A 19,881-nucleotide genomic window follows, 5' to 3' on the forward strand; every position below is an offset into this window, starting at 1 on the left:
ATTTAATCATATGAAAAAGCCTATTTTAAAATAGGCTTTTCTATTACCTCTCATAATCATCCACAATCACTTGAATGATACGATACGATTCTTCTGCTACTTTTTCATTACTATCCCTATTCGCATCATATGTAATTAACGCCTTCCAAAGTGCCCATCCTCTCGCTCTATTCCACGTCTCTTCATCCATGCGTAATACTTCTTTAAATACATTTCTACTATTTTCATCAAAAAACGTCCACGCCATCGCTGCATCACAAGCAGGATCTCCTACACCTAAAATACCAAAATCAATTACAGCACAAAGCTTTCCATCTTTAACGAGTAAATTCCCTGGCGCTACATCTCCATGAACCCAAACTGGCTTACGATCCCATGTTGAACTAAGCGCTAAATTCCAAAGGTGCTTTAATAATGCCTCGTCAAAAACATCCTTATTATTTTCAATAGCAACTCTCGCCTCTTCATCATATACAGATATAAGTCCGCCCCTGTAAAAATTATGTGTTCCAGCTAAAGGTCCGTTACTCGCATTAATAGATTGCAATTCTACTAAAAAAGACCCTAAGTCCGCTGCAAATTCATTTAAATCACGAACGTTTTGTTTCGTAATTGTTTCTCCCTCTATCCACTTATTAATAGACCAAGGCAATGGATACGCTTCAGACGGATTTCCTTTCGCAAGTGGGGTAGAAATCGGTAAAGAAAGCCCCTTACTTAATAGTGGTAACCACTTATTTTCTTTCTCTACTTGCGGTGCATATGCCACATCACTTGGCAATCTTACACTCATCTCATCCCCTAGATGAAATGTTCTATTATCATGACCACTAAACTTTACAGGTTTCACTTCTAAATGGGCCCATTCAGGAAACTGTTCCTGTATTAACTTTTCAACTAAACTTACGTTAATTGGATGCATTCACATTCTCCTTTTCTTTTGAAACTTACTAAGCCCATCCGTACTTCCAACATATTCAAACTCATTTTTCTTATAAAAATCATTCAACGTACGATTATGCCCCACGCAATCTAACTTCAAATACTCTTTATCACATTGCACATTCTCTTCTACCCACCGTAAAATCCATTCTCCTATTCCATTTCCCTTATACTTCCGTTTCACCGCAAATCTATGAATATATAATGAATTAGAAACTTCCTCTTTACCAAAAATATGTTCATCCCATTCATTTTGTTTAGGAGAAACTGTAACCGTACCAACTATTTCATCTTCTTTCAGAACAACATATGTATATTTCTCTCTTATACATTCTAGTATTTCAGCCGTAGCTTCCTCTCCTAAAAGATACTGCCACTGATCCACTTCTTTATATTGTAGCCATTGTGCTACCTCTTTTAATAAAAGGATAATACTATCACTTTCATTTTCAGTAGCAATTCGAATTGCATATTCTTTACTTATATTTCTCTCCATATTGCCTTTCCCCTTTCAAATTGCTACCATACTGACAAACGAGTCCTTCCATCATTTTCATCTGTAATATATTCTACATAAAATCCTTGATTCACTGCGTTTTCATACATCATTTCAATCTCTTCTTGGTTTTTCGCATAAATTTGTATATACTCACCATCCGCTACTAATACGACTACTTCACACTTACTCTCCTTAAATTCTTCAAATGTTGCAATTTCTCCTATTACCTCTCCTTTTGGACATGCTTTTAGATCTAAAAATAAAAGATAATATATGTTATCTTTTATTAGCTTTTTTAATTCTGATCCTTCCATGATCTCGTTATCTTCTGAAAATAATTCTGGACCTAATTCATCCCCTATTATTATATAAGCTTCCTCCCTTCCCATGACTTGCCAATCAAATACAGTAATATCAATTGGCTTTAATACTTTCCAAAGTAAATTATCATATCCATCTAGAATATCTACTGTAATCCCTCTTTTCATATGCTTGCTCCTAACTTATTCATTTTCGTTTCATAAATTATATATCAAATGTAATTACTATATTTTGTCGATACATATGTACATCATAAAAAAACCGCTCCACTACTAGCGAAACGGTTTCCTTCTGCTTATATTTACATATCTTATTCAATTGTTGCGCTACGTTTTAAAATGTTTTTTAATATATGCACCACATCAGTCGTTCATTCTTAATGCTCACTTCGACTTCACGAAGTAATATAAAAACCATACTGCATGATTTTGTTCATCCGCAGCTATTCTCCGTAACAACTCTTTCAAATGTGCATCCGATGTCTCATCTGAAATTTCCAAATAAAAATCTACTGTTTTTTGTTCATCTTGTATAGCGAACTCTAATCCTTGTAAATACGTATTTGGGCAGTCTTCAGTAATTTGTGGTTTTGGCTGCCTACCAGTTAAGTTCGTATAAATTTGTACAAAGTTTTGGAAATGCTTTATTTCATCATTACGAATTTCAAGAATTTGTTTTTGTTCTACTTGATTTGGAGCCATATTCGCTAATTTTGCATAGCAGCTTATAGCGCTATACTCTCCGTTTATAGCTTTTTCAATATCACTAATCAACTTATCATTTTGTCTATACCAATCATAATAATTCGGATTATACATCGTATCCCTCCATACTTTTAACATTTTATGCATTTAGAAATAGTAGGAGCCTGTATATATAACGGGACGACTTTAGATTGAAAGTAAAGTTTGAGAAAAGGGTCTATTTTGCAAAGGAATTGCTTATTCATAAAGTGAAACTATAATCAGTGGGGATTTTACTACACGGTAAATAGCGGATAAAATATCACTATTTTTTGTACGCTGTTGCTATAAATTCGCGAATGAATCAGGTTTCCAACCAGATGTGGTGTTGAGATGCGAAGCTATTATGAATCCAATCATATAACTAGGAGGTACCACTATGCCATCTTTATTTAAACCTATGGCCTTCCAGCTGAAAACCGAAAGACTTGAGCTTAGTATGTGGGAGGAATCCGATTCCGTTTGGCTGAGCAAATTAATTGGTGAACGTGGTGTGGACATTCCAGCCGTTGATTCCGTTCGTAGCCGGCTTATTGAGATGCGCAAAAAGGCAGACGAAAATGGCATTTCCCTTCTCACTATTCAGAGGAGAGACGAAGGCGATTTCATCGGATACTGTGGCTTAATTATTGGACGTTCCACACTTGAAGAGCCAGAGATTGCATACGAGTTGTTCCGCAGCGCTCATGGTAAAGGTTATGCGACTGAGGCGGCATCTGTTGTGCTGGACGCGGCGATTGCTACTGGACGCCAAAGACTTTGGTCGACTGTAGGCGCTTGGAATATCGCTTCCCTCCGGGTACTAGAAAAGATAGGATTTAAGCGGCATCACAGTACGTGGGATGACGAACGTGGTGAAATTGTTTGGAACGTACGCGATCTTTAGAGATTCCGACTTAATTCTAAGGCGACAACAGCAGATACTCATTCTTCAGCTTTTAGATTTCATCACAAAAAAGCCGTTTCACTAATTTAGTGAAACGGCTTTTTTTTAAGCGTTCAATTCTGTTTTATGCCCTTTTACTACACTACGTTTGAATGCAGTTGCTAATATAGTAATCATACTTACTATACCAATCCAAACGAGTACAGTAACAGGTGTATTCCAGCTTAACCCTTTTCCGAAGAAGAAGATTTCTCTTAGGCCTTCAATCATAAATTTCATTGGTAACCATGAGTAAACCCAGTCTTGATAAAACGGAGACAACATCTCAGGTGCTAATGATAATAACGGCGCCCCGAAGAATAGTAATAAAGCGAATAAACCGATTCCTTTTAGCCCAACTAATGAAAGTACCGCAGATATCATTAAGAAGAAACTAAAAGAAGTAATGGATAAGAATAGAGCTGTATCCGTGAAGTTCGAAATATTTAATCCTACCATCCCATCTGCAATCCATGTAAGACCAAATCCAATTACAAGTGCCGCAATAGCTCCTGTTACGATTTGTTTTACTTTCAATATAAAGTTTTCTTTTCGTGAACTTACCGGTATTTTACTAATCGCAATAAAAATAATCGCTGCGCTCGCTAAACTTGCAATCCATAACGGCTGGAACAATGATATTGGTGAATTACCGTTCGCACTATTTTTGCCGACCTCATTCACATTTTTCACGTTCTTTACAATAGGTGTTACTAATTTCTCAGCTTGATCTGTTGTTACAGTAGCTCCTTTTGTTTTCAACCCTTCTAATATTTGTGTACGAACAGTATTGTTCATATTATCAACCACGCCATTTAATATTTGTCCTGCCATAGTTGATGCAGCCGTATTCATTCCTTGATTAATATATATTTCTATCTCAGGTGAAGATGGCTGTGGTGTGCGTAACGATGCTTGTTTTGCACTAAATTCTTTCGGGATGACTAATGCCGCGTAATACTCTTTATTGTTTAATCCCTTTTGAACGGCTTCTTTATTTTTTACTTCTACCCACTTCACTGCGGGTTCTTCCTCTGATTTCGCTGTTTTTTTCATGTTATCAACGATCGTTTGCCCCATATTCATTTTCGGTTGATTTGGAATTTCTACACCTTGATCCTCATTTACAATTGCAATTGGCAAGTTTTTCGACTGCGGTTGAACAGTTGGAAATAACGTTAATGAAAAAATAAAAACAACAAGTAGTGCAATAACTGGTGATAACAATAAAAGTTTATTTTTAAACATCTTCTTTTCTCCTCCTTTAATTTGATTTATAATAATCAACAACGTGTTGTTTATTTATATTTTGAATTATATGTTCGAGTTGAAACTTATACAATAATCAAAAATCGTGAATGTGTCGGTTATAAGACACATTTTCTAAATGTGTTGAGTAAAATTAAGGAGGGACATGCTTTGCGCGATAGTAATTTAGATTTGCGTGTTATTCGTACGAAAACTGCCATACGAAATGCATTGGTGGAGCTAATTGAAGAAAAAGGTTTTGACGCCATTACAGTGAAAGATATTACAACGAAAGCAAACATTAATCGCGGTACTTTCTATACGCACTATCAAGATAAATTTGATTTAATGACAAAATGCCAAGAAGACATTATGCACGAGTTTTCTAACATTGCTAAACAGAAATTCCCGGAAGTTATTGCTGACCTTGGAACAAATCCTTCTCCAACAATGCCATTTATACTTATCACTTCTATTCTTGAATTTCTAAATGAAAATAGTGATTTTATGAAAGCTGTACTAAGTCCGAAAGGAGATTTATCTTTCCAAACAAAACTGAAAGACTTTATGTGGAAAACATTATTTGAAGATACGAATGGTCCTCTCATTAATAAGGAGAATTTACTTGTTCCAAGCGAATACTTAACTTCTTATATGGCATCTGCACATATAGGTGTCATCCAGCAATGGTTAAATAATGGACAAAAAGAAACACCTGAGGAGATTGCTCGCTTTTTATCAACTATTGCAGTTCATGGACCTTTTTATGCAGCTGGTTTAAAGAAATAAGCCAGCTTGCTTAGTAATTTCTATTATTTTATTAATAACTTGAAATTTATATTTCTGTAAAAAAAAGCTGTTGAAAGGACTCCCCTTCAACAGCTTCTACATTATTAACGATATAAACGAACTGCACCTGCAGAATTATCATCTGCTTGTCCAACTACTTCAAATTTCAATCCAAATTTCGGTAATTTACGTCCTGCATCTGGGATTAAATCATTTATATACAATTTAGAATCATCAAACTTCGTTACACCTGGTAATCCTTTGTAATCATATGTTCCACGTGTTGGAGATACGACTTTCCATGCTGGCGTTTGGTTAAGGGAGAACGCAGCATCTGCGATTTGGAATCGTGTACTATTTTTAACAGTTGGTTTTCCGTTTAGCGTTCCAACAATTGCCTCTGGGTGAGAGTCAACAACTCCTAAGAAACCTTCACCTGGATGTAAACCAACCCAATTATCTGTAAAGCTAGAGTCTGCATACCATACTAGAAGACCTGTATTATACGGTACACCACTGCTATATTTTAACGCTTGATCAGCACCAGCATAGTTTCTCCACTCTAAATAGTAGTTATGCTTCTTTTTATCAAAACCGTCTGATACAACGAAACCATTTAATTTAAATTTCGTTTCTCCTTCTGCATCATCAGAGAACACAACATTTCCATTTACAGTTAATGTAGCATTATCAAAAGTAAAACCAGTCGGTGCTAAACCACCATCTGTAATATATTCAAATACTAATTTTACTTTTTGGCCTTTGAATTTGCTTAAGTCATAAGACTTATCTACCCATTTACCATCTGTTGTGTCTAGACCATTTTTTACATTCTTTTCACCAATTCGATCCACTAACGTTTTTGTACCATCTTCTTTCACTGCATGTACTTCAAGGAAGTCATAATCCGTTTCGATTTCATACATTGATTTGTAATCAAACTTCGCATTTGTTGCATTTGTTAAATCAAACACTGGCGTTTCTAATGTTGTATGAAGGTTATCACCTTTTGTACTATAGTAGTACTTCTTACCGAATGCAGGCTGAATACCTTTCACCTCTTTATCTGGTAAGTTAACGCGAATCAGTCCAGGACGATTTGATTTCGTTACACTTTGATCTAAATACGTCGCATAGCCAATACCACGATTTAATTTATTATAGTCAACCTCTACAATATTGGCCCAGTTTCCACCTATGTTCTTTTGAAAGAACTCTTTGTTTTGCGGAGAGAAACTCGGTGGCGTTGTTCCTGCAATCTTACCAGCCCAGCTACCGCCACTCATAACAGACCAGGAGTTAATTGGCTCACCTGCTCCTGTGTACTTCGTATCATACTCATCTGGAAGACCTAAATCATGACCAAATTCATGTGCGAATACACCAACCGCTCCGTCTTCTGGCTCAATTGTGTAGTCGTATGCTGCCATCTTACCGCCCCAGTTATCAACTTTTGCTTTTGTTCCTTCAATTGGATATGGTGTTCCAAGGTGCCAACGATGTGACCAAATTGCATCATCACCTAGTCTACCACCGCCCCCATCTTGCCCAACTCCAGCGTGAATGACCATTAAGTGATCAATCAGACCATCTGGTTCATTTTTATTGCCATCACCATTATTGTCATATTGATCGTATTCGTCAAATTCAGATAAATCAATACCACTTTCTACAGCCGCATTTAATGCCTCTTTTACAAAATCACGAGGTCCTTTTGGTCCCATATTATCATGACCGCCATCTCCTGCATCTGCGCCATAATCTGCCGCATTACCAGGAACTGTCAACCACTTTGTTACTGTGCCATCTACTGTATAACTACCACCAGATTGCTCTTCATAATATTGTTTAAATGTTGGTACTTTTGAACCGTCAAAGAGTGTAAATGGCTCATTACCAAATAACATTTTTTGATAATGTTCTGGATTAAAATCATTTGAATACATATAACCTGGTACTTGATCAATATTGTTATGCTTAAAGTCCGCAAACTCTACTAGCAATACGAGAACTTTATCTTTACGAACATCACCGTTATATTGTTTTTGCTTTGCTGAAGTAGTTGGTACTTGGCCGTTTAATCCCCTTTTAACCGGCTCTTGTCCCGCTACTGGACCACTAGCAGGTTGATCTGCTTTTTCTTTCTCATCTGCTTTTGCATCTTTAACTTTTTTCAAAAAGTCAGCAGCTTCTCTCGTAACACTATCCCCCGCTGCTGGTTCTTTTCCCGCATTTTCTCCTTTTTTCTTCTCTACGTATTTTTCAACAGCTTTTAATGTGTCTTCTTTCGACGTAGATTCATTAATTACACCGCGTTTCTTGAGCGCATCTGCTAAACGCTCCTCTTGAATTAAATTTTCATCAATCGGACTTAAAGTTCCTCCATTAGACGGCGTTGCCGCATAAACAGATTGCCCCCCATACCCAAATGTGCAACTAAGTACAGCTGCCGCCGCAAACGTAGACAGCACTTTAAAAGGCTTTTTCTTCATCCCCATTCCTCCCTAATATTAAATACGATACAACGTTTATATATTACAGAAAATTCAGATAACAATCAATTCGTTGTCTTAATTTGTAATATTTTTGAAAAAAACCTTTATTTTAGATGAACATACATTCTGATTCATCAATATTTCAGAAAATATTGATGAAAGTTGATAAAACTATTAAAATCATACAGAAATCGTCCACTATATTTAGTGGACGATTTCTTTATTTATCTAAAATACAACTACAGCACTTCAATATACCCTTCTGTTCCATGTACCCGAATTCGTTGCCCATCTTTTATTAATTTCGTAGCGTTCTCTACTCCAACAACTGCTGGCAGGCCATATTCACGTGCAATCACTGCTCCGTGCGTCATAAGCCCGCCGACTTCAGTGACTAACCCTTTTATAGAAACAAACAAAGGTGTCCAGCCAGGATCAGTAAATGCCGTAACTAATATATCTCCATCTTCCAAATTCGCGTCTTCCATGTTTAAAATAACGCGTGCTCTCCCCTCAACCACTCCAGAAGAAACAGGCAAACCTACAATTGCTTCAGCCGGGAGATTTTCACGTTTGTACTTACCTGTAATGATTTCTCCATCAGACGTGATAACACGCGGAGGTGTTAGTTTTTCATATAATTTGTACGCATTTTTTTGTTTATGAATAATCTTGTAATCTAGTTTATTTGTGCGGACGACTTCGTGAAGTTCTTCAAAAGTTAGATAGTATATATCTTCTATTTCATCCAGAACATTATTTTTCACAAGTTTCTCTGCTTCTTTCAGTAATGCCTGCTTATATATGAAATAACGATGAATCATGCCGTATTTCGGATATTCACGATAACCGATGAAATTGCGGAGGTTACAAATCATTCTCTTCGTCTCTTCTACTTTTTGTTCCCCATCCGGCAAGTGCTGCAATCGCTCTAACAGCTCTGCTTCTTTTTTCAAAGCTTCCTGCAGCCCTTCTTCAAACTTCCGTTTACTAGCACCATATTCAAAGTCCCTTATATGATTTAAAATCATCGGTATAATTGTAGCTGGCTGTTCACTCCAGCGAGTTTTCGTAATGTCAATTTCTCCGCTGCATCTCATTCCATATTTATTTAGAAAGGCATCGATTGCATCCCGAACTTTTTCCCCGCCTTTAAACTGAATTAATTCATCTAAAAATCTGTCATCTTCTACATGCTGTAAATACGCAATGACTTCCGGATACGGCCGGATCACATCTGCCACATCCAATAACGCTAGCCCCATTTCTGACGTAATATTATGTTGTACAGATTGTGAAAGTACATCTGCTGCATTCTTTTCCCCTAGCCATTGTTCTATTTTTTCATTGATCCATGATAAAGCATTCATACCTGCCATAATTACAGCCATACTTTGCGGATGAAATAATATTTTCTTTAATTGCTGGATATCTTCTAAAATAAAACTAAGTACATCTGATCCTGATTTCATTTGAATGTTTTGTTTTAATTCTTCTATTGATAATTGACTATTCTTTATTAAATTCGTAACGATTTCCGGATCGTTTTCAGGTTGTTGTTGCGAACTTGCAGGTGGCACATTTTTACTAAGATTCTTTTCTTTTTCATCATCCGATAACAATTTAATAAAATTCTCTCGCTCAATTACAGTCGTTAATGCATCTCGTATGAGCGGATCCGATTTACCTAAAGTGTTTATTAAGTAATCTCTGCTAGCAGGTGAAGCTAGTCTTTGCGTAGCATCAACAAATAGTCTTCCTCCAGCTTTACACATAGGTGCACTAGTCGTTAACAGGAAAAAAGATAAACCTAATGGTTTCATCGCATCCGTCATCATTTGTTGGTGACCAACTGATATATACACGTGATTTTCTCCATCATTTACTTCTGGAATTGGATATAAAGTCGTAATCGGCCTACTTTGGACTATATAAAATGTATCATCAACTAAGCACCATTCAATATCTTGCGGACAACCAAAATACGCTTCGATTTTTCTTCCGATGCGTGCTAGTTGTAAAATTTGTTGTTCAGTAAGTGTTTGAACTTTTTGCTGATTAGGAGCAATTTTCTTTGTCACTGTTCCGCCTTCTTTTCGTCCATAGATGGCTAATTTTTTCGTTGCGATAACCTTTTCGACGATTTCGTCTTCTTTTACCTTATAATTATCGGCAGAAACCAATCCAGATACTAGCGCCTCGCCAAGTCCAAAGCTGGCATCGATTGATAACACCTTCCTATTCGAAGTAATCGGATCCGCAGTAAATAAAATCCCTGAAGCCTCAGGGAAAACCATTTTTTGAACGACAACACATATAGAAACTTGATTATGATCAAAACCGTTTTGCATTCGGTATATAACCGCTCGATCTGTAAATAAAGAAGCCCAGCATTTTTTAATATGCTGCAAAATATTTTCTTTTCCAATAATATTTAAATACGTATCTTGTTGACCAGCAAACGAGGCATACGGTAAATCTTCAGCAGTAGCACTCGAACGTACTGCATACGCATGTTCATCGCCAAAGTGCGCGAGATAATACACTACTGATTCCACTACATCAACTGGAATTTCCACCGCCATAATGACTTCTCTAATCTTCTTACTAATTTCACCAATTTGATCTCGTTCCTCAATTTTTAGCATTGCTAATTGATTCAGTAAAGTTTTAAACGCTCCATTTTTTCCGATGGCCTGTTCATACCCTACCGTTGTAACACAAAATCCTTCTGGCACTTGTATCCCTTGAATATTGGATAACTCCCCTAAATTCAATCCTTTTCCACCAACGAGAAAAAGCTGCGTTTTTTCTATTTCCTGAAAATCGAGAACGAAAGAACTCATTTGGCACCTCTCCTTACTATTCATGTGTTCTTGATTGTAACAGTAGTAAATGAGAAGAAACAGTCTATTTCGAACGTAAATTACATGATATAATTAAGTTAGGAAGATGTCATCACTTCTATTTCCCCCTCTAATTCACTTCAATTACATCACCAAACTTAAACAGTCTTTGATTATGAAAAGCATCTGTACAAGTAATCGTCTCATTTAATGGATTAATATCCACGACTGTTATGTAATTTTTATATAGATAACCATCTTTATAATATGTAAGTAAAACCTCTTCCTCACCTAAAAATGAAGTTAATAGCTTATTTTCAATCATTTCTTTTGCATCTTGCGTTACAATTGGACGCGAGGCTTTCGTTTGCTCCTTTATCATTTCTTTAATAACTGCGAACTGCTCCGGCATACTGGCAAACGGTTGCCACTTTACCATACCTCTTCCTTTTGGCATATTAGCATTCTTCACGATTTGTGCCCTCCTAATAATGTGTTTCTATATCTTGCTGTTGTGACGCTTGTGTAAGAAATCCCACGTAAAATACTGTTCTTACCAAATCGTGTTCGAATTTCGTCCATAACTTTCGTTAATCGTATTTCTTTTTCTCTTTGTATAATGTTATCGAAAAGCGAAATTTGCTCTTCCCCTTCATTAATAAGGTTTGTTAATGAAACACTTACTGATCGAATCGGCTCTCCTGTATGGCGTTCATATAAAAAATATGTACAAACATTATAAATATCCATCGTTAAGTTTGTTGCTCGATTTAACGTATGTGCCTTTTTTATTCCCCCACCGTATTCCTTGCTATATCCAACTGAAAAATGAATTGTTTGCGCGCATTTCTTTTCTCGTCTCAATCTATAACAAACTTCTTCTATATGCTCTAATAAAATAACTATGAACTCTTCTACCGAATAATCACGCAATAATATTTGGCTTTTCGCTATAGATGTTGTCGCTGGAACATATTTTTCTGCTATTCTACTAAAATCAATTCCGTTACTATGTAGATGTAATTCTTCTCCTATTACACCGAATGATTGCTTTAAATATTTCAAAGGATACTGAGCTAATTCTCCAATGGTATGTATACCTTTTCGATTCAATTTCATTTCTGTTTTATACGATATACCCCAAAATTTACTGAGCGGTCTAATACTCCATAACTTCTCGGGTATATCGTCATACGTCCACTGCGCTATTCCATCCCTATTCTTTTTCGCTTCCACATCCATCGCTACTTTACTTAATAATAAATTAGGCCCAATACCAATCGTACTTTCAATCCTTGTACGTTCATATATTTCTCGCTTAAACTTTAATGCGAATTCGCGCGGATTACTGGCAAACAAATGAATACTTGCAGTCATATCCATAAAAAATTCATCGATACTATATTGATGAAAATCTTCCGGTGCGACATATTGCAAAGCCAAACCCGTTATGAAAGTTGAACACTTCATATACGTATGCATAATTGGATTCACAATAATAATATCTGGTCGCTTCGGTATTTCGTACAAACGAGCCATCTTCTTTATTCCTAACGCTTTTAATGGCGGTGTTGCTGCTAATACAATTGATCCGCTCTGATTCACATCCCCTACGACAGCCAATTTTGTATATCTTGGATCAAGTCCTTTTTTAATACATGATACGCTTGCATAAAAGCTACGAAGGTCTACACAAAGAATAATACGATTCGGTAAAAGAGAATAATCATACAAGGTTATCACTCCTAATAAAAAGAACATTTGTTCTTATTATATCCGAACCCATGTTCTTTTTAAAGGTATTTTTATGAAAATTTTGGTTAAAATGACCGGGCTTTAAAAACCTAAAAATACTTAAGAGCCCTACAATATTCAAATACTGTTTTCACCATTAGGAGATGACACTGTATTTAGTTCTAAAAAATCTCACTCAATGCATACTACATATAATTAAGAATGATATTTACGCGCTATCAATCACGGTGGGAAAACTCTGTATACAAAACAGCTAGAATTTCAGGTAACTGATAAACATAAAAACTACTAAAATTCACTTCAACTTTCATGTCTCTAATTCATATATTCTTCTAAATTTATTTTCAGCAAAATCTCCTACATAGCGCCTGTGCCAAGATTCATCTGCATAACTAGTTACATTCTCCTTTTTGCTATTATTAATAGCTTAGTAATAAAAGCTGTTAAACAGCAAAGGTGCGAAGTCCTAAATTAGACTTCGCACCTTATACAAATTTATAATCAGTGACGATACAAACACAACTACAATAATATATACATAATAATCACTCATTATATCTGTTACTTCTTTAATCGGCTGGAGAGAATACAATATATAAACCAATCCTTTTACTTAGCCATCTCTCATGATTAGTTTGATTATTCCTAGATACTTAACGCCTTCTATACTCATTTCAAGCGGTAATCCATTCCGATTGAAATTACAAATGACAAAATTTTTCTGTTTTTCCTTTTTGCCTACTTGCTAAATTCAGCAAGTAAAATATTTTTAAAAGATTCCGGGTTATTAATGTTTAAACTGTTCGAATTGATAGCGAGTGTATGTTTACCTCCAAGTGTTCCACCAACAAAAGTGGAAAACCCTGGAACGGCCCCCCTGTGTCCCCATACCGAGACACCGTTCGGAAGCTTAATTTCAAGAATTCCAAGACCATATCCGGTTCCCTCTCTATTTGTAGGAACTGTAGTAAGCATTTGTTTTAATTGCTGTTCCTTCAGTAATTTGCCACCTAGTAAGTAAGAGAAGAATTTGTTTAAGTCGTCAGCAGTAGAAATAATATCTCCATCCGAGCTACCTGGGTTAATATAAGTAACGTCTTTTAGCTCACTCGCTCCGTCTAGTTGCAAATAGCCACGGGCATGCTTGGTGCCTGGAATCACGCTTGAATTGCCAGGTAGAAATGTATTTGACAAATCAAGCGGTTCAATAATCCGATTTTCAACCTCTTCGGCATAACTGTTGCCAGTTACTTTTTCAATAAGGATCCCCAGTAATACGTATCCTGTGTTTGAATAAGACCAACCCTTTCCTGGGGCAAAGTCTGGGGGAAGTGAAATCCCCATCTTTACAAATTCTTCAGCCGTATACGATTTTTTTGTATCCGTAATATCAAAGTCTTTTGAATTTATATAGTCAGCAATACCACTTGTATGATTCAATATTTGCCGGATCGTAATCTGGTTACCATCATATCCGTTTCCTTGAATAACGCCAGGTAACCATTTTTCAATGGAGTCGTCTAGATTCAAACGGTTCTCTCCAGATAATTGAAGTAGAACTGTTGCAATGAACGTTTTCGTCACACTGCCAATGCAAAAACGAAAATCTGCTTTCATTGGTTTCTTAGTTCTCAGATCCGCTATCCCAGCGGTATAACTCCAAGTTTTACCACCCTTAGAAATTTGAGCGAGTATTCCCGGGTATCCAAGTTGCAGTTCATCTCGTAATGCTTTCTTAACGGAAGTACGATTGCTTTGCGTACTTGTTTGTAACGAACTAGATACATTTTGCGTAGGTTCTGCTTTTACAACTGATGTTGGTGTTATGTATAACAGGGAACTTCCACCTATTAAAAGTGCTAGACTTGCACATGTAATTTTACTGCATGTTTTCATAAAAAATTCCTCTCTTCTATTAAAATTGTATAGATAGTTGATAGAAGTGTCATATACGAACCACACAGCTATCCATTCTCCAAATGATGAAAAGGCAACAATGCATTTGCAATCATTGTACTCATTATTTTCACAAAACACTCTTGTTACTGATTGTTTGTTTTATATGTAGGCCGTACTTGTTCCCCCCTTCACGCCTCCTTATATTTTTATCCTACACAATGAAAATCTCTTTTTTCTTACCTATTCCTTACAAATTCCTTACATACAAAATCACTTGTACAATAGGGTTGAAGTAGCATCTGTGCCCGAAAGCGCAAAAAACACCGATGCTTTTCGCTTCAGTGTTTTTTGCGCTTTACATATTGAAGATTCATTTTACTCTTAACAGGTTGAATTGCTAATTTTTTCTAATACAATTATTCTTCTTACTATATAAAACAAAATTCATAGTATTATATGAAACACTTCTCAAGTTGTCATTAAGGCACATGATTCTAAATTTATTGATATAGTTGAGATGGACTCACTTTTTGAATTTGAACAAGTATATCAAACGCTTTACCTAATGATATATCAACAGTTTTTGGTATATCAGGCCCTTCGGTAGTTATTCCAGCGAAAATTGGATGTTGTTCGTTTAACCAAGTTTTTGTCACGCCGTTCGCCTTACGTAAATCAATAAAAAATTGATCTTTTTTGACCTGTCCAAAAATGTAGTTATAACTGTTTGAATCATCCGATTTTAATGTTCCGTATGGGCCAAATTCACCATCGCTATTCTTGACATTGTATTGTCCTTCATAAACTGACGTTCCAATAGATACGTACCGTTTTCCGTAATATTCTGCTAAATGCTGCCCAGCTACTTTAGGGTATATAAAAGAAAGCATATTTGTTTTCGAAACGTGTCCATTATGTCCCCATACAATGGTTTTTCCTAAATGTTCTTCGGTCCACTTCGCATTTTCATACATTGCAATATCATGTTTCAAATAAAAATCCGATGGTTTATCAGGAGGTGACGCTAACATTGTAGTAAACTGTTCAATAATACGAGCATTTTGTTTTATCCATGCAAACTCTTTAGATTTTCCATTTAAATAACTTTTATTTTCTTCTAATAAAGCACTAATTTGTTTAGCATCTGAAATATACTTTTCTTTTTCTTCTTTCGTAAGGCTTTCAAAAGCATTCATATCCTTTGTTACAGGAATAAGACCTTTTATCTGCTCTTCTACTCTAGGCAATAGTTTTGAATTGTTCGCTTTAATATATTCTATTATATTATTATAAACATTCTCGTTTACTGATTGAATGTCCATCCCGATGATACGTACTTTAGATTTATGTTTTGGATTAGCATTATATTGCCGAATCCAATCAAGTAAATCTAGCATTTCTTTCGTCTTAAATACAGGTGTTAGATGTTGGCTTGGGTTTCCCTTACCAGTAAGAACATATCGATCAAGTTCCAAGGCCCTGTCCCATCCCTCTTCTAAAACTAGATTGGTAAAGCCCTTTTCAGATACTAAATAATTAACAATACGGTGTTTCATCGTAAAAACTTCATGAGCCCCATGCGTAGCTTCACCTAGACCTACAATTGAAGCTGAACCTACCATATTCTTAAGTGGTTTCAAATCATTAAGAGGTGCAGTTGGATTAGTTGTTTTTAAAGGCTTTGCATGTGCCTCTAACCATTTTGCTATTTGATTTGTATTGTAGGGAGCTGTAACAGAAACCTTTGTTTTCGAATCTGCATAAGTATTTCCTACAAAATGAGTCATTGTTATAGCAGAAGCAACAATTGCAATAATTATTTTCTTTTTCATAAAAAACCTCCTGAAATATTTACTTATAGCTTTTTGACATACTCTGCCAACTTCCATTTAAAACATTCATTTTCTTATTACTGTTCAGATACATTTATTCTAGTTCCTAAAACTCACTTATTTCTTAATAGGTTCTTAAGAAATTCTTAATTCACTTATACGAATATAAAACTACATAAGCTTCAATCCATTGTAGTGTAAACTCCTCATTTCATAACATCATAATGTATAGATATTCGTTATAAATGATGTTATCTAAAGTATTCAATTTCAGTATGTATTATTAACGTAGTTAATATATGGTTAATATGAAGTTCCAAATTTTGATTGTTTGTAGTCTCTTTATCATAGAGTTAATTTAGGGGTTATTTTTTGTTCACTTCATTTTTTTCGGCACTCTGTATCTAGACAGTATACGCATTGGCCACAGTTAGACTATTTCAAATCAAAAAAATAGATTACCTGTACACTAAAAAGTATAGCGCACAGATAATCTAGTTGTTTTTGAGATTAATAAAAGACTAATTTATTTTTTGAATTCTTCCATCAATAATAGACTGAATTGGTTCTTTTGATTTTTTTATATAATCTACTAATGCTTCAAAATCAGTTGGTCCTGTTTCAGCATCTTTACCGTTTTTAAAGGATACAAACCCATCTCCACCTGAAGCTAGAAATGCGTTAGCAACGACGCTGTAAGTTTTAGATGGAGTAATTTCTTCTCCATTTGTTAAGCGAATACTTGTTACTTTTTCTCCATTAGGCTTGTTCGCATCCCAAGTGTATTGGATCCCTGAAATTTGAAGCATTCTTGTTATATCTTTTTGCCATTGTTGATTTAAAATATCACGAATGTCTTGACCTGTTAAATTTACTTTTATTAATTGATTTCCGAATGGTTGAATACCATATATCTCTCCCCATGTAATATCACCAGCATCTAAGTCATTACGAATACCACCAGGATTCATAAGTGCAATTTGGGATTGCATTGTTGCACGCTGGGCATCAGCAACTAAATTTCCAAGAGTAGATTCACCAGCCATATTTTGTTTGCGATCTAGTGGAGCAATAGACTTACCTACAACTTCATTAACAAGAGGCGCGATTTTTGCTTGATATTTCTCCATCTTCTTCTTTATTCTTTTATCAGGCTCCATGCCTTCATGGTAAGTTGTAACAATTTCTGCTTTTTTCTCAACAATATCTTGTGTCTTACGATCAATCTTTACATCAACATCAGCAAAAGCCATACCATAAGAATTTGCTTGTACGACAAGTTTATTATTAACAGTTCCATTTACATAAGTGTGGCTATGCCCACCAAAAATAACATCGACTTCTGGATCAGTCTCATTTGCTAATCGGACGATATCACCATTTGTTACGCCGTTCCCATCTGTTGTACCTCCGTTATGTGCAAGAACAACGATAGATTTAACGCCTAGTTTTTTTAATTGCTTTACGGATTTGTTAATAGCTTCAACTTCATCTGTAATTTCTACATTCTTTAGCATAGTAGGCATAACAAGGTTAGGAACATCCGTTGTTACGACTCCGATAAAGCCAACAGGAACTCCTTGTACCTTTTTTATAGTGAATGGTGGTAAAAATAAACGACCGGTGGATTTATTATAGAAATTCGCAGCAACATATGGGAATTTTGCTCCTTTAAAATTACCTGTTTTCTCATGGTATCCACCATAAATAAGGCGATGCATTTCCTCAACACCTTCATCAAATTCATGATTTCCTATCGTTCCAACATCGAATTTCAAATCATTTAGAAATTCAATTGTAGGTTCGTCTTGTAATAATGCTGAAACAGGAGTACTTGCTCCAACAACATCTCCAGCATGTACCTTTAATGTATTTGGATTTTGTTTTTCACGATCACGTAAATAAGCCCCTAAGTACTCAATTCCCCCTGCATCTTTATTGTTAATTTTTTTTACAGTGTCTAGTTGCCCATGAAAATCGTTAATACCGAGCATTTGTACATCTATGTAGCGGTTTTGTTCTGTATTCGCTTGGATTGAAGGTGCAGCAAATACACTAGTAAAAGTAACTGTACTTAATGCTAAAGCAACTGGAATGATTTTTTTCAACATAAAATTTCTCTCCCCTAATTAAAATCTGACATAATACGATGTTATTTTAATATATTAAGAGAATTATTTCCATAAAAATTCTACCAATTATAAAAATTAATAAGATTTTATTGTTTTCTGACAAGATATTTCTTCCTCAAAAAAAATGTACATTTCTTTGTTTTGAGGATTATTCAAAATATTATCTTGATAGTAAAATAACAATACTTCTAAGAAATCTAAAAAACTCTAATCAATACATTTTAGCTGTTAAGAAGAATATTCAATCCAAAATTAATGGATATTTATCAGCCTAACATCTCAATATCACCATTTAAAAAGATGCTCCTGGATTTATCCAAGAGCATCTTTTTTTAGATTTATTTTTACTTGTTTATAATTTATCAATTAACAATTATATAGTTGTAATCAGTCCTTTAAAAATAATAGGAGTGCTTCATTAAATTCTTTAGCATGCGTTGCATTTAGCCCATGTGGACCGCCTTTTATTAAGGCTACTTTAGAATTAGGAATTGCTTCATGTGTTAATTTCCCACTATATTCATATGGTACAGTTGCATCAGAATCACCGTGAATAATAAGAGTAGGTATATTAAACTTCTCCAAGTCTTTTCTAAAATCTGTCTTACTAAAGGCGGTAATACAATCAAGTGTTCCTTTAGGTGATGCACTGGCTGCAATATCCCAATTATATAAACGGAATGGCTCACTAACTAAATCTGTTCGATTACCAGCCGCGAAAAATCCCTTAGTAAATTCATCAAGAAATGCAAGGCGGTCATTTATCACACCACTTTTGAATGCTTCAATTGTTGCATCATCTAATGCCCCTTCAGGATGATCCTCTGATTTGTATAAATATGGAGGTACTGCTCCAGCAAAAACAGCCTTTTCAATACGATCTGTTCCATACGTACTAATATACCGGGCTACCTCGCCTCCACCCATAGAAAAACCAACAAGTGTGACATTTTGAAGCTCTAAATGTTCTAATAGTTGATGTAAATCAGAAGTAAAGGTATCATATTCATACCCTTCCCACGGCTGAGATGATTTTCCAAACCCTCGACGATCATACGTTATAACTCTGTATCCAGCCTCAACAAGAGCTGGAACTTGGTATTCCCAAGATCGACCACTTAACGGCCAACCATGAATGAGTACAACTGGTTTTCCTGTGCCATGATCCTTATAATATATCTCAATTGGTGCTTGATTTTCGGTTCCCACAGTAATTTTAGCCATGCTTCTACCTCCAAAAAGTATTCTAATATGTATCCTTTTCTTCAATAATCCGGATGAATCTCATAACCTATTCATGCACGTTTATGTTGTGAACTCTAAGTATGAAACTCTATTGTTCCAATGCATTCATTTTCTCCTTTTGGAACAATCCCCCCCTCTAATACCTTTTTCACCATAAAATAATTACTGAACATTACTCATATTCAATTGTAATAACAAAAATAGGTGACT

15 protein-coding genes are annotated in these 19,881 nt (G+C 35.5%); 2 read left to right on the top strand and 13 right to left on the bottom strand.

Annotated features, from left to right (window positions below; translation table 11 throughout):
• Positions 1 to 43: 43 nt before the first annotated feature.
• The 4 genes from IBT51_RS07625 to IBT51_RS07640 form a co-directional block, all read right to left on the bottom strand.
• Positions 44 to 922, bottom strand: coding sequence for an aminoglycoside phosphotransferase family protein (locus IBT51_RS07625; protein WP_000553366.1), 879 nt, complete (start codon positions 920 to 922; stop codon positions 44 to 46).
• Positions 923 to 1,438, bottom strand: coding sequence for a GNAT family N-acetyltransferase (locus tag IBT51_RS07630; protein WP_197242649.1), 516 nt, complete (start codon positions 1,436 to 1,438; stop codon positions 923 to 925).
• Between the two features lie 23 nt (positions 1,439 to 1,461).
• Positions 1,462 to 1,929, bottom strand: coding sequence for a DUF2691 family protein (locus IBT51_RS07635; RefSeq protein ID WP_000820196.1), 468 nt, complete (start codon positions 1,927 to 1,929; stop codon positions 1,462 to 1,464).
• Between the two features lie 216 nt (positions 1,930 to 2,145).
• A complete protein-coding gene (locus tag IBT51_RS07640; RefSeq protein WP_086395656.1) occupies positions 2,146 to 2,580 on the bottom strand; it encodes a ferritin-like domain-containing protein in 435 nt (144 codons plus the stop codon).
• A gap of 304 nt (positions 2,581 to 2,884) precedes the next feature.
• Between IBT51_RS07640 and IBT51_RS07645 the strand changes: the two genes are divergently transcribed.
• Positions 2,885 to 3,391, top strand: a complete 507-nt coding sequence (locus IBT51_RS07645) for a GNAT family N-acetyltransferase (RefSeq protein WP_200458203.1) — start codon at positions 2,885 to 2,887, stop codon at positions 3,389 to 3,391.
• 105 nt (positions 3,392 to 3,496) lie between these two features.
• Here the strand turns inward: IBT51_RS07645 and IBT51_RS07650 are convergent, their stop codons facing one another.
• Positions 3,497 to 4,717, bottom strand: coding sequence for a YhgE/Pip domain-containing protein (locus IBT51_RS07650; RefSeq protein ID WP_142419402.1), 1,221 nt, complete (start codon positions 4,715 to 4,717; stop codon positions 3,497 to 3,499).
• 132 nt (positions 4,718 to 4,849) lie between these two features.
• Here IBT51_RS07650 and IBT51_RS07655 point away from each other — a divergent pair, with 132 nt between their 5' ends.
• Positions 4,850 to 5,467, top strand: coding sequence for a TetR/AcrR family transcriptional regulator (locus tag IBT51_RS07655; RefSeq protein ID WP_182813493.1), 618 nt, complete (start codon positions 4,850 to 4,852; stop codon positions 5,465 to 5,467).
• A 104-nt stretch (positions 5,468 to 5,571) separates the two neighbouring features.
• On the opposite strand, the gene IBT51_RS07660 is transcribed toward IBT51_RS07655, so the two are convergent.
• The 8 genes from IBT51_RS07660 to IBT51_RS07695 form a co-directional block, all read right to left on the bottom strand.
• Entirely contained in the window at positions 5,572 to 7,959 is a 2,388-nt protein-coding gene (locus IBT51_RS07660; RefSeq protein WP_200458202.1) for an immune inhibitor A domain-containing protein, read from the bottom strand.
• Between the two features lie 242 nt (positions 7,960 to 8,201).
• Positions 8,202 to 10,808: a phosphoenolpyruvate synthase gene (gene ppsA / locus IBT51_RS07665; protein WP_200458201.1), complete on the bottom strand. Its 2,607-nt coding sequence runs from the start codon at positions 10,806 to 10,808 to the stop codon at positions 8,202 to 8,204.
• Positions 10,809 to 10,938: 130 nt separating this feature from the next.
• Complete coding sequence (locus IBT51_RS07670) at positions 10,939 to 11,280, bottom strand: YolD-like family protein (RefSeq protein WP_016081061.1); 342 nt, start codon at positions 11,278 to 11,280, stop codon at positions 10,939 to 10,941.
• The gene (locus tag IBT51_RS07675) at positions 11,277 to 12,542 is read right to left on the bottom strand and encodes a Y-family DNA polymerase (RefSeq protein WP_200458200.1); all 1,266 of its coding nucleotides are present in this window, start codon (positions 12,540 to 12,542) and stop codon (positions 11,277 to 11,279) included. The genes IBT51_RS07670 and IBT51_RS07675 overlap by 4 nt, the downstream gene beginning before the upstream one ends.
• A 759-nt stretch (positions 12,543 to 13,301) precedes the next feature.
• The gene (locus IBT51_RS07680) at positions 13,302 to 14,459 is read right to left on the bottom strand and encodes a serine hydrolase domain-containing protein (RefSeq protein ID WP_200458199.1); all 1,158 of its coding nucleotides are present in this window, start codon (positions 14,457 to 14,459) and stop codon (positions 13,302 to 13,304) included.
• 503 nt (positions 14,460 to 14,962) lie between these two features.
• Positions 14,963 to 16,294, bottom strand: a complete 1,332-nt coding sequence (locus IBT51_RS07685) for an erythromycin esterase family protein (RefSeq protein ID WP_200458198.1) — start codon at positions 16,292 to 16,294, stop codon at positions 14,963 to 14,965.
• Positions 16,295 to 16,815: 521 nt separating this feature from the next.
• A complete protein-coding gene (locus tag IBT51_RS07690; RefSeq protein WP_069355877.1) occupies positions 16,816 to 18,405 on the bottom strand; it encodes a bifunctional metallophosphatase/5'-nucleotidase in 1,590 nt (529 codons plus the stop codon).
• A 408-nt stretch (positions 18,406 to 18,813) separates the two neighbouring features.
• Positions 18,814 to 19,650: a bromoperoxidase gene (locus tag IBT51_RS07695; RefSeq protein ID WP_200458197.1), complete on the bottom strand. Its 837-nt coding sequence runs from the start codon at positions 19,648 to 19,650 to the stop codon at positions 18,814 to 18,816.
• Between the last annotated feature and the right edge of the window lie 231 nt (positions 19,651 to 19,881).

Source organism: Bacillus sp. S71, assembly GCF_016625265.1.
Lineage (GTDB): Bacteria > Bacillota > Bacilli > Bacillales > Bacillaceae_G > Bacillus_A > Bacillus_A cereus.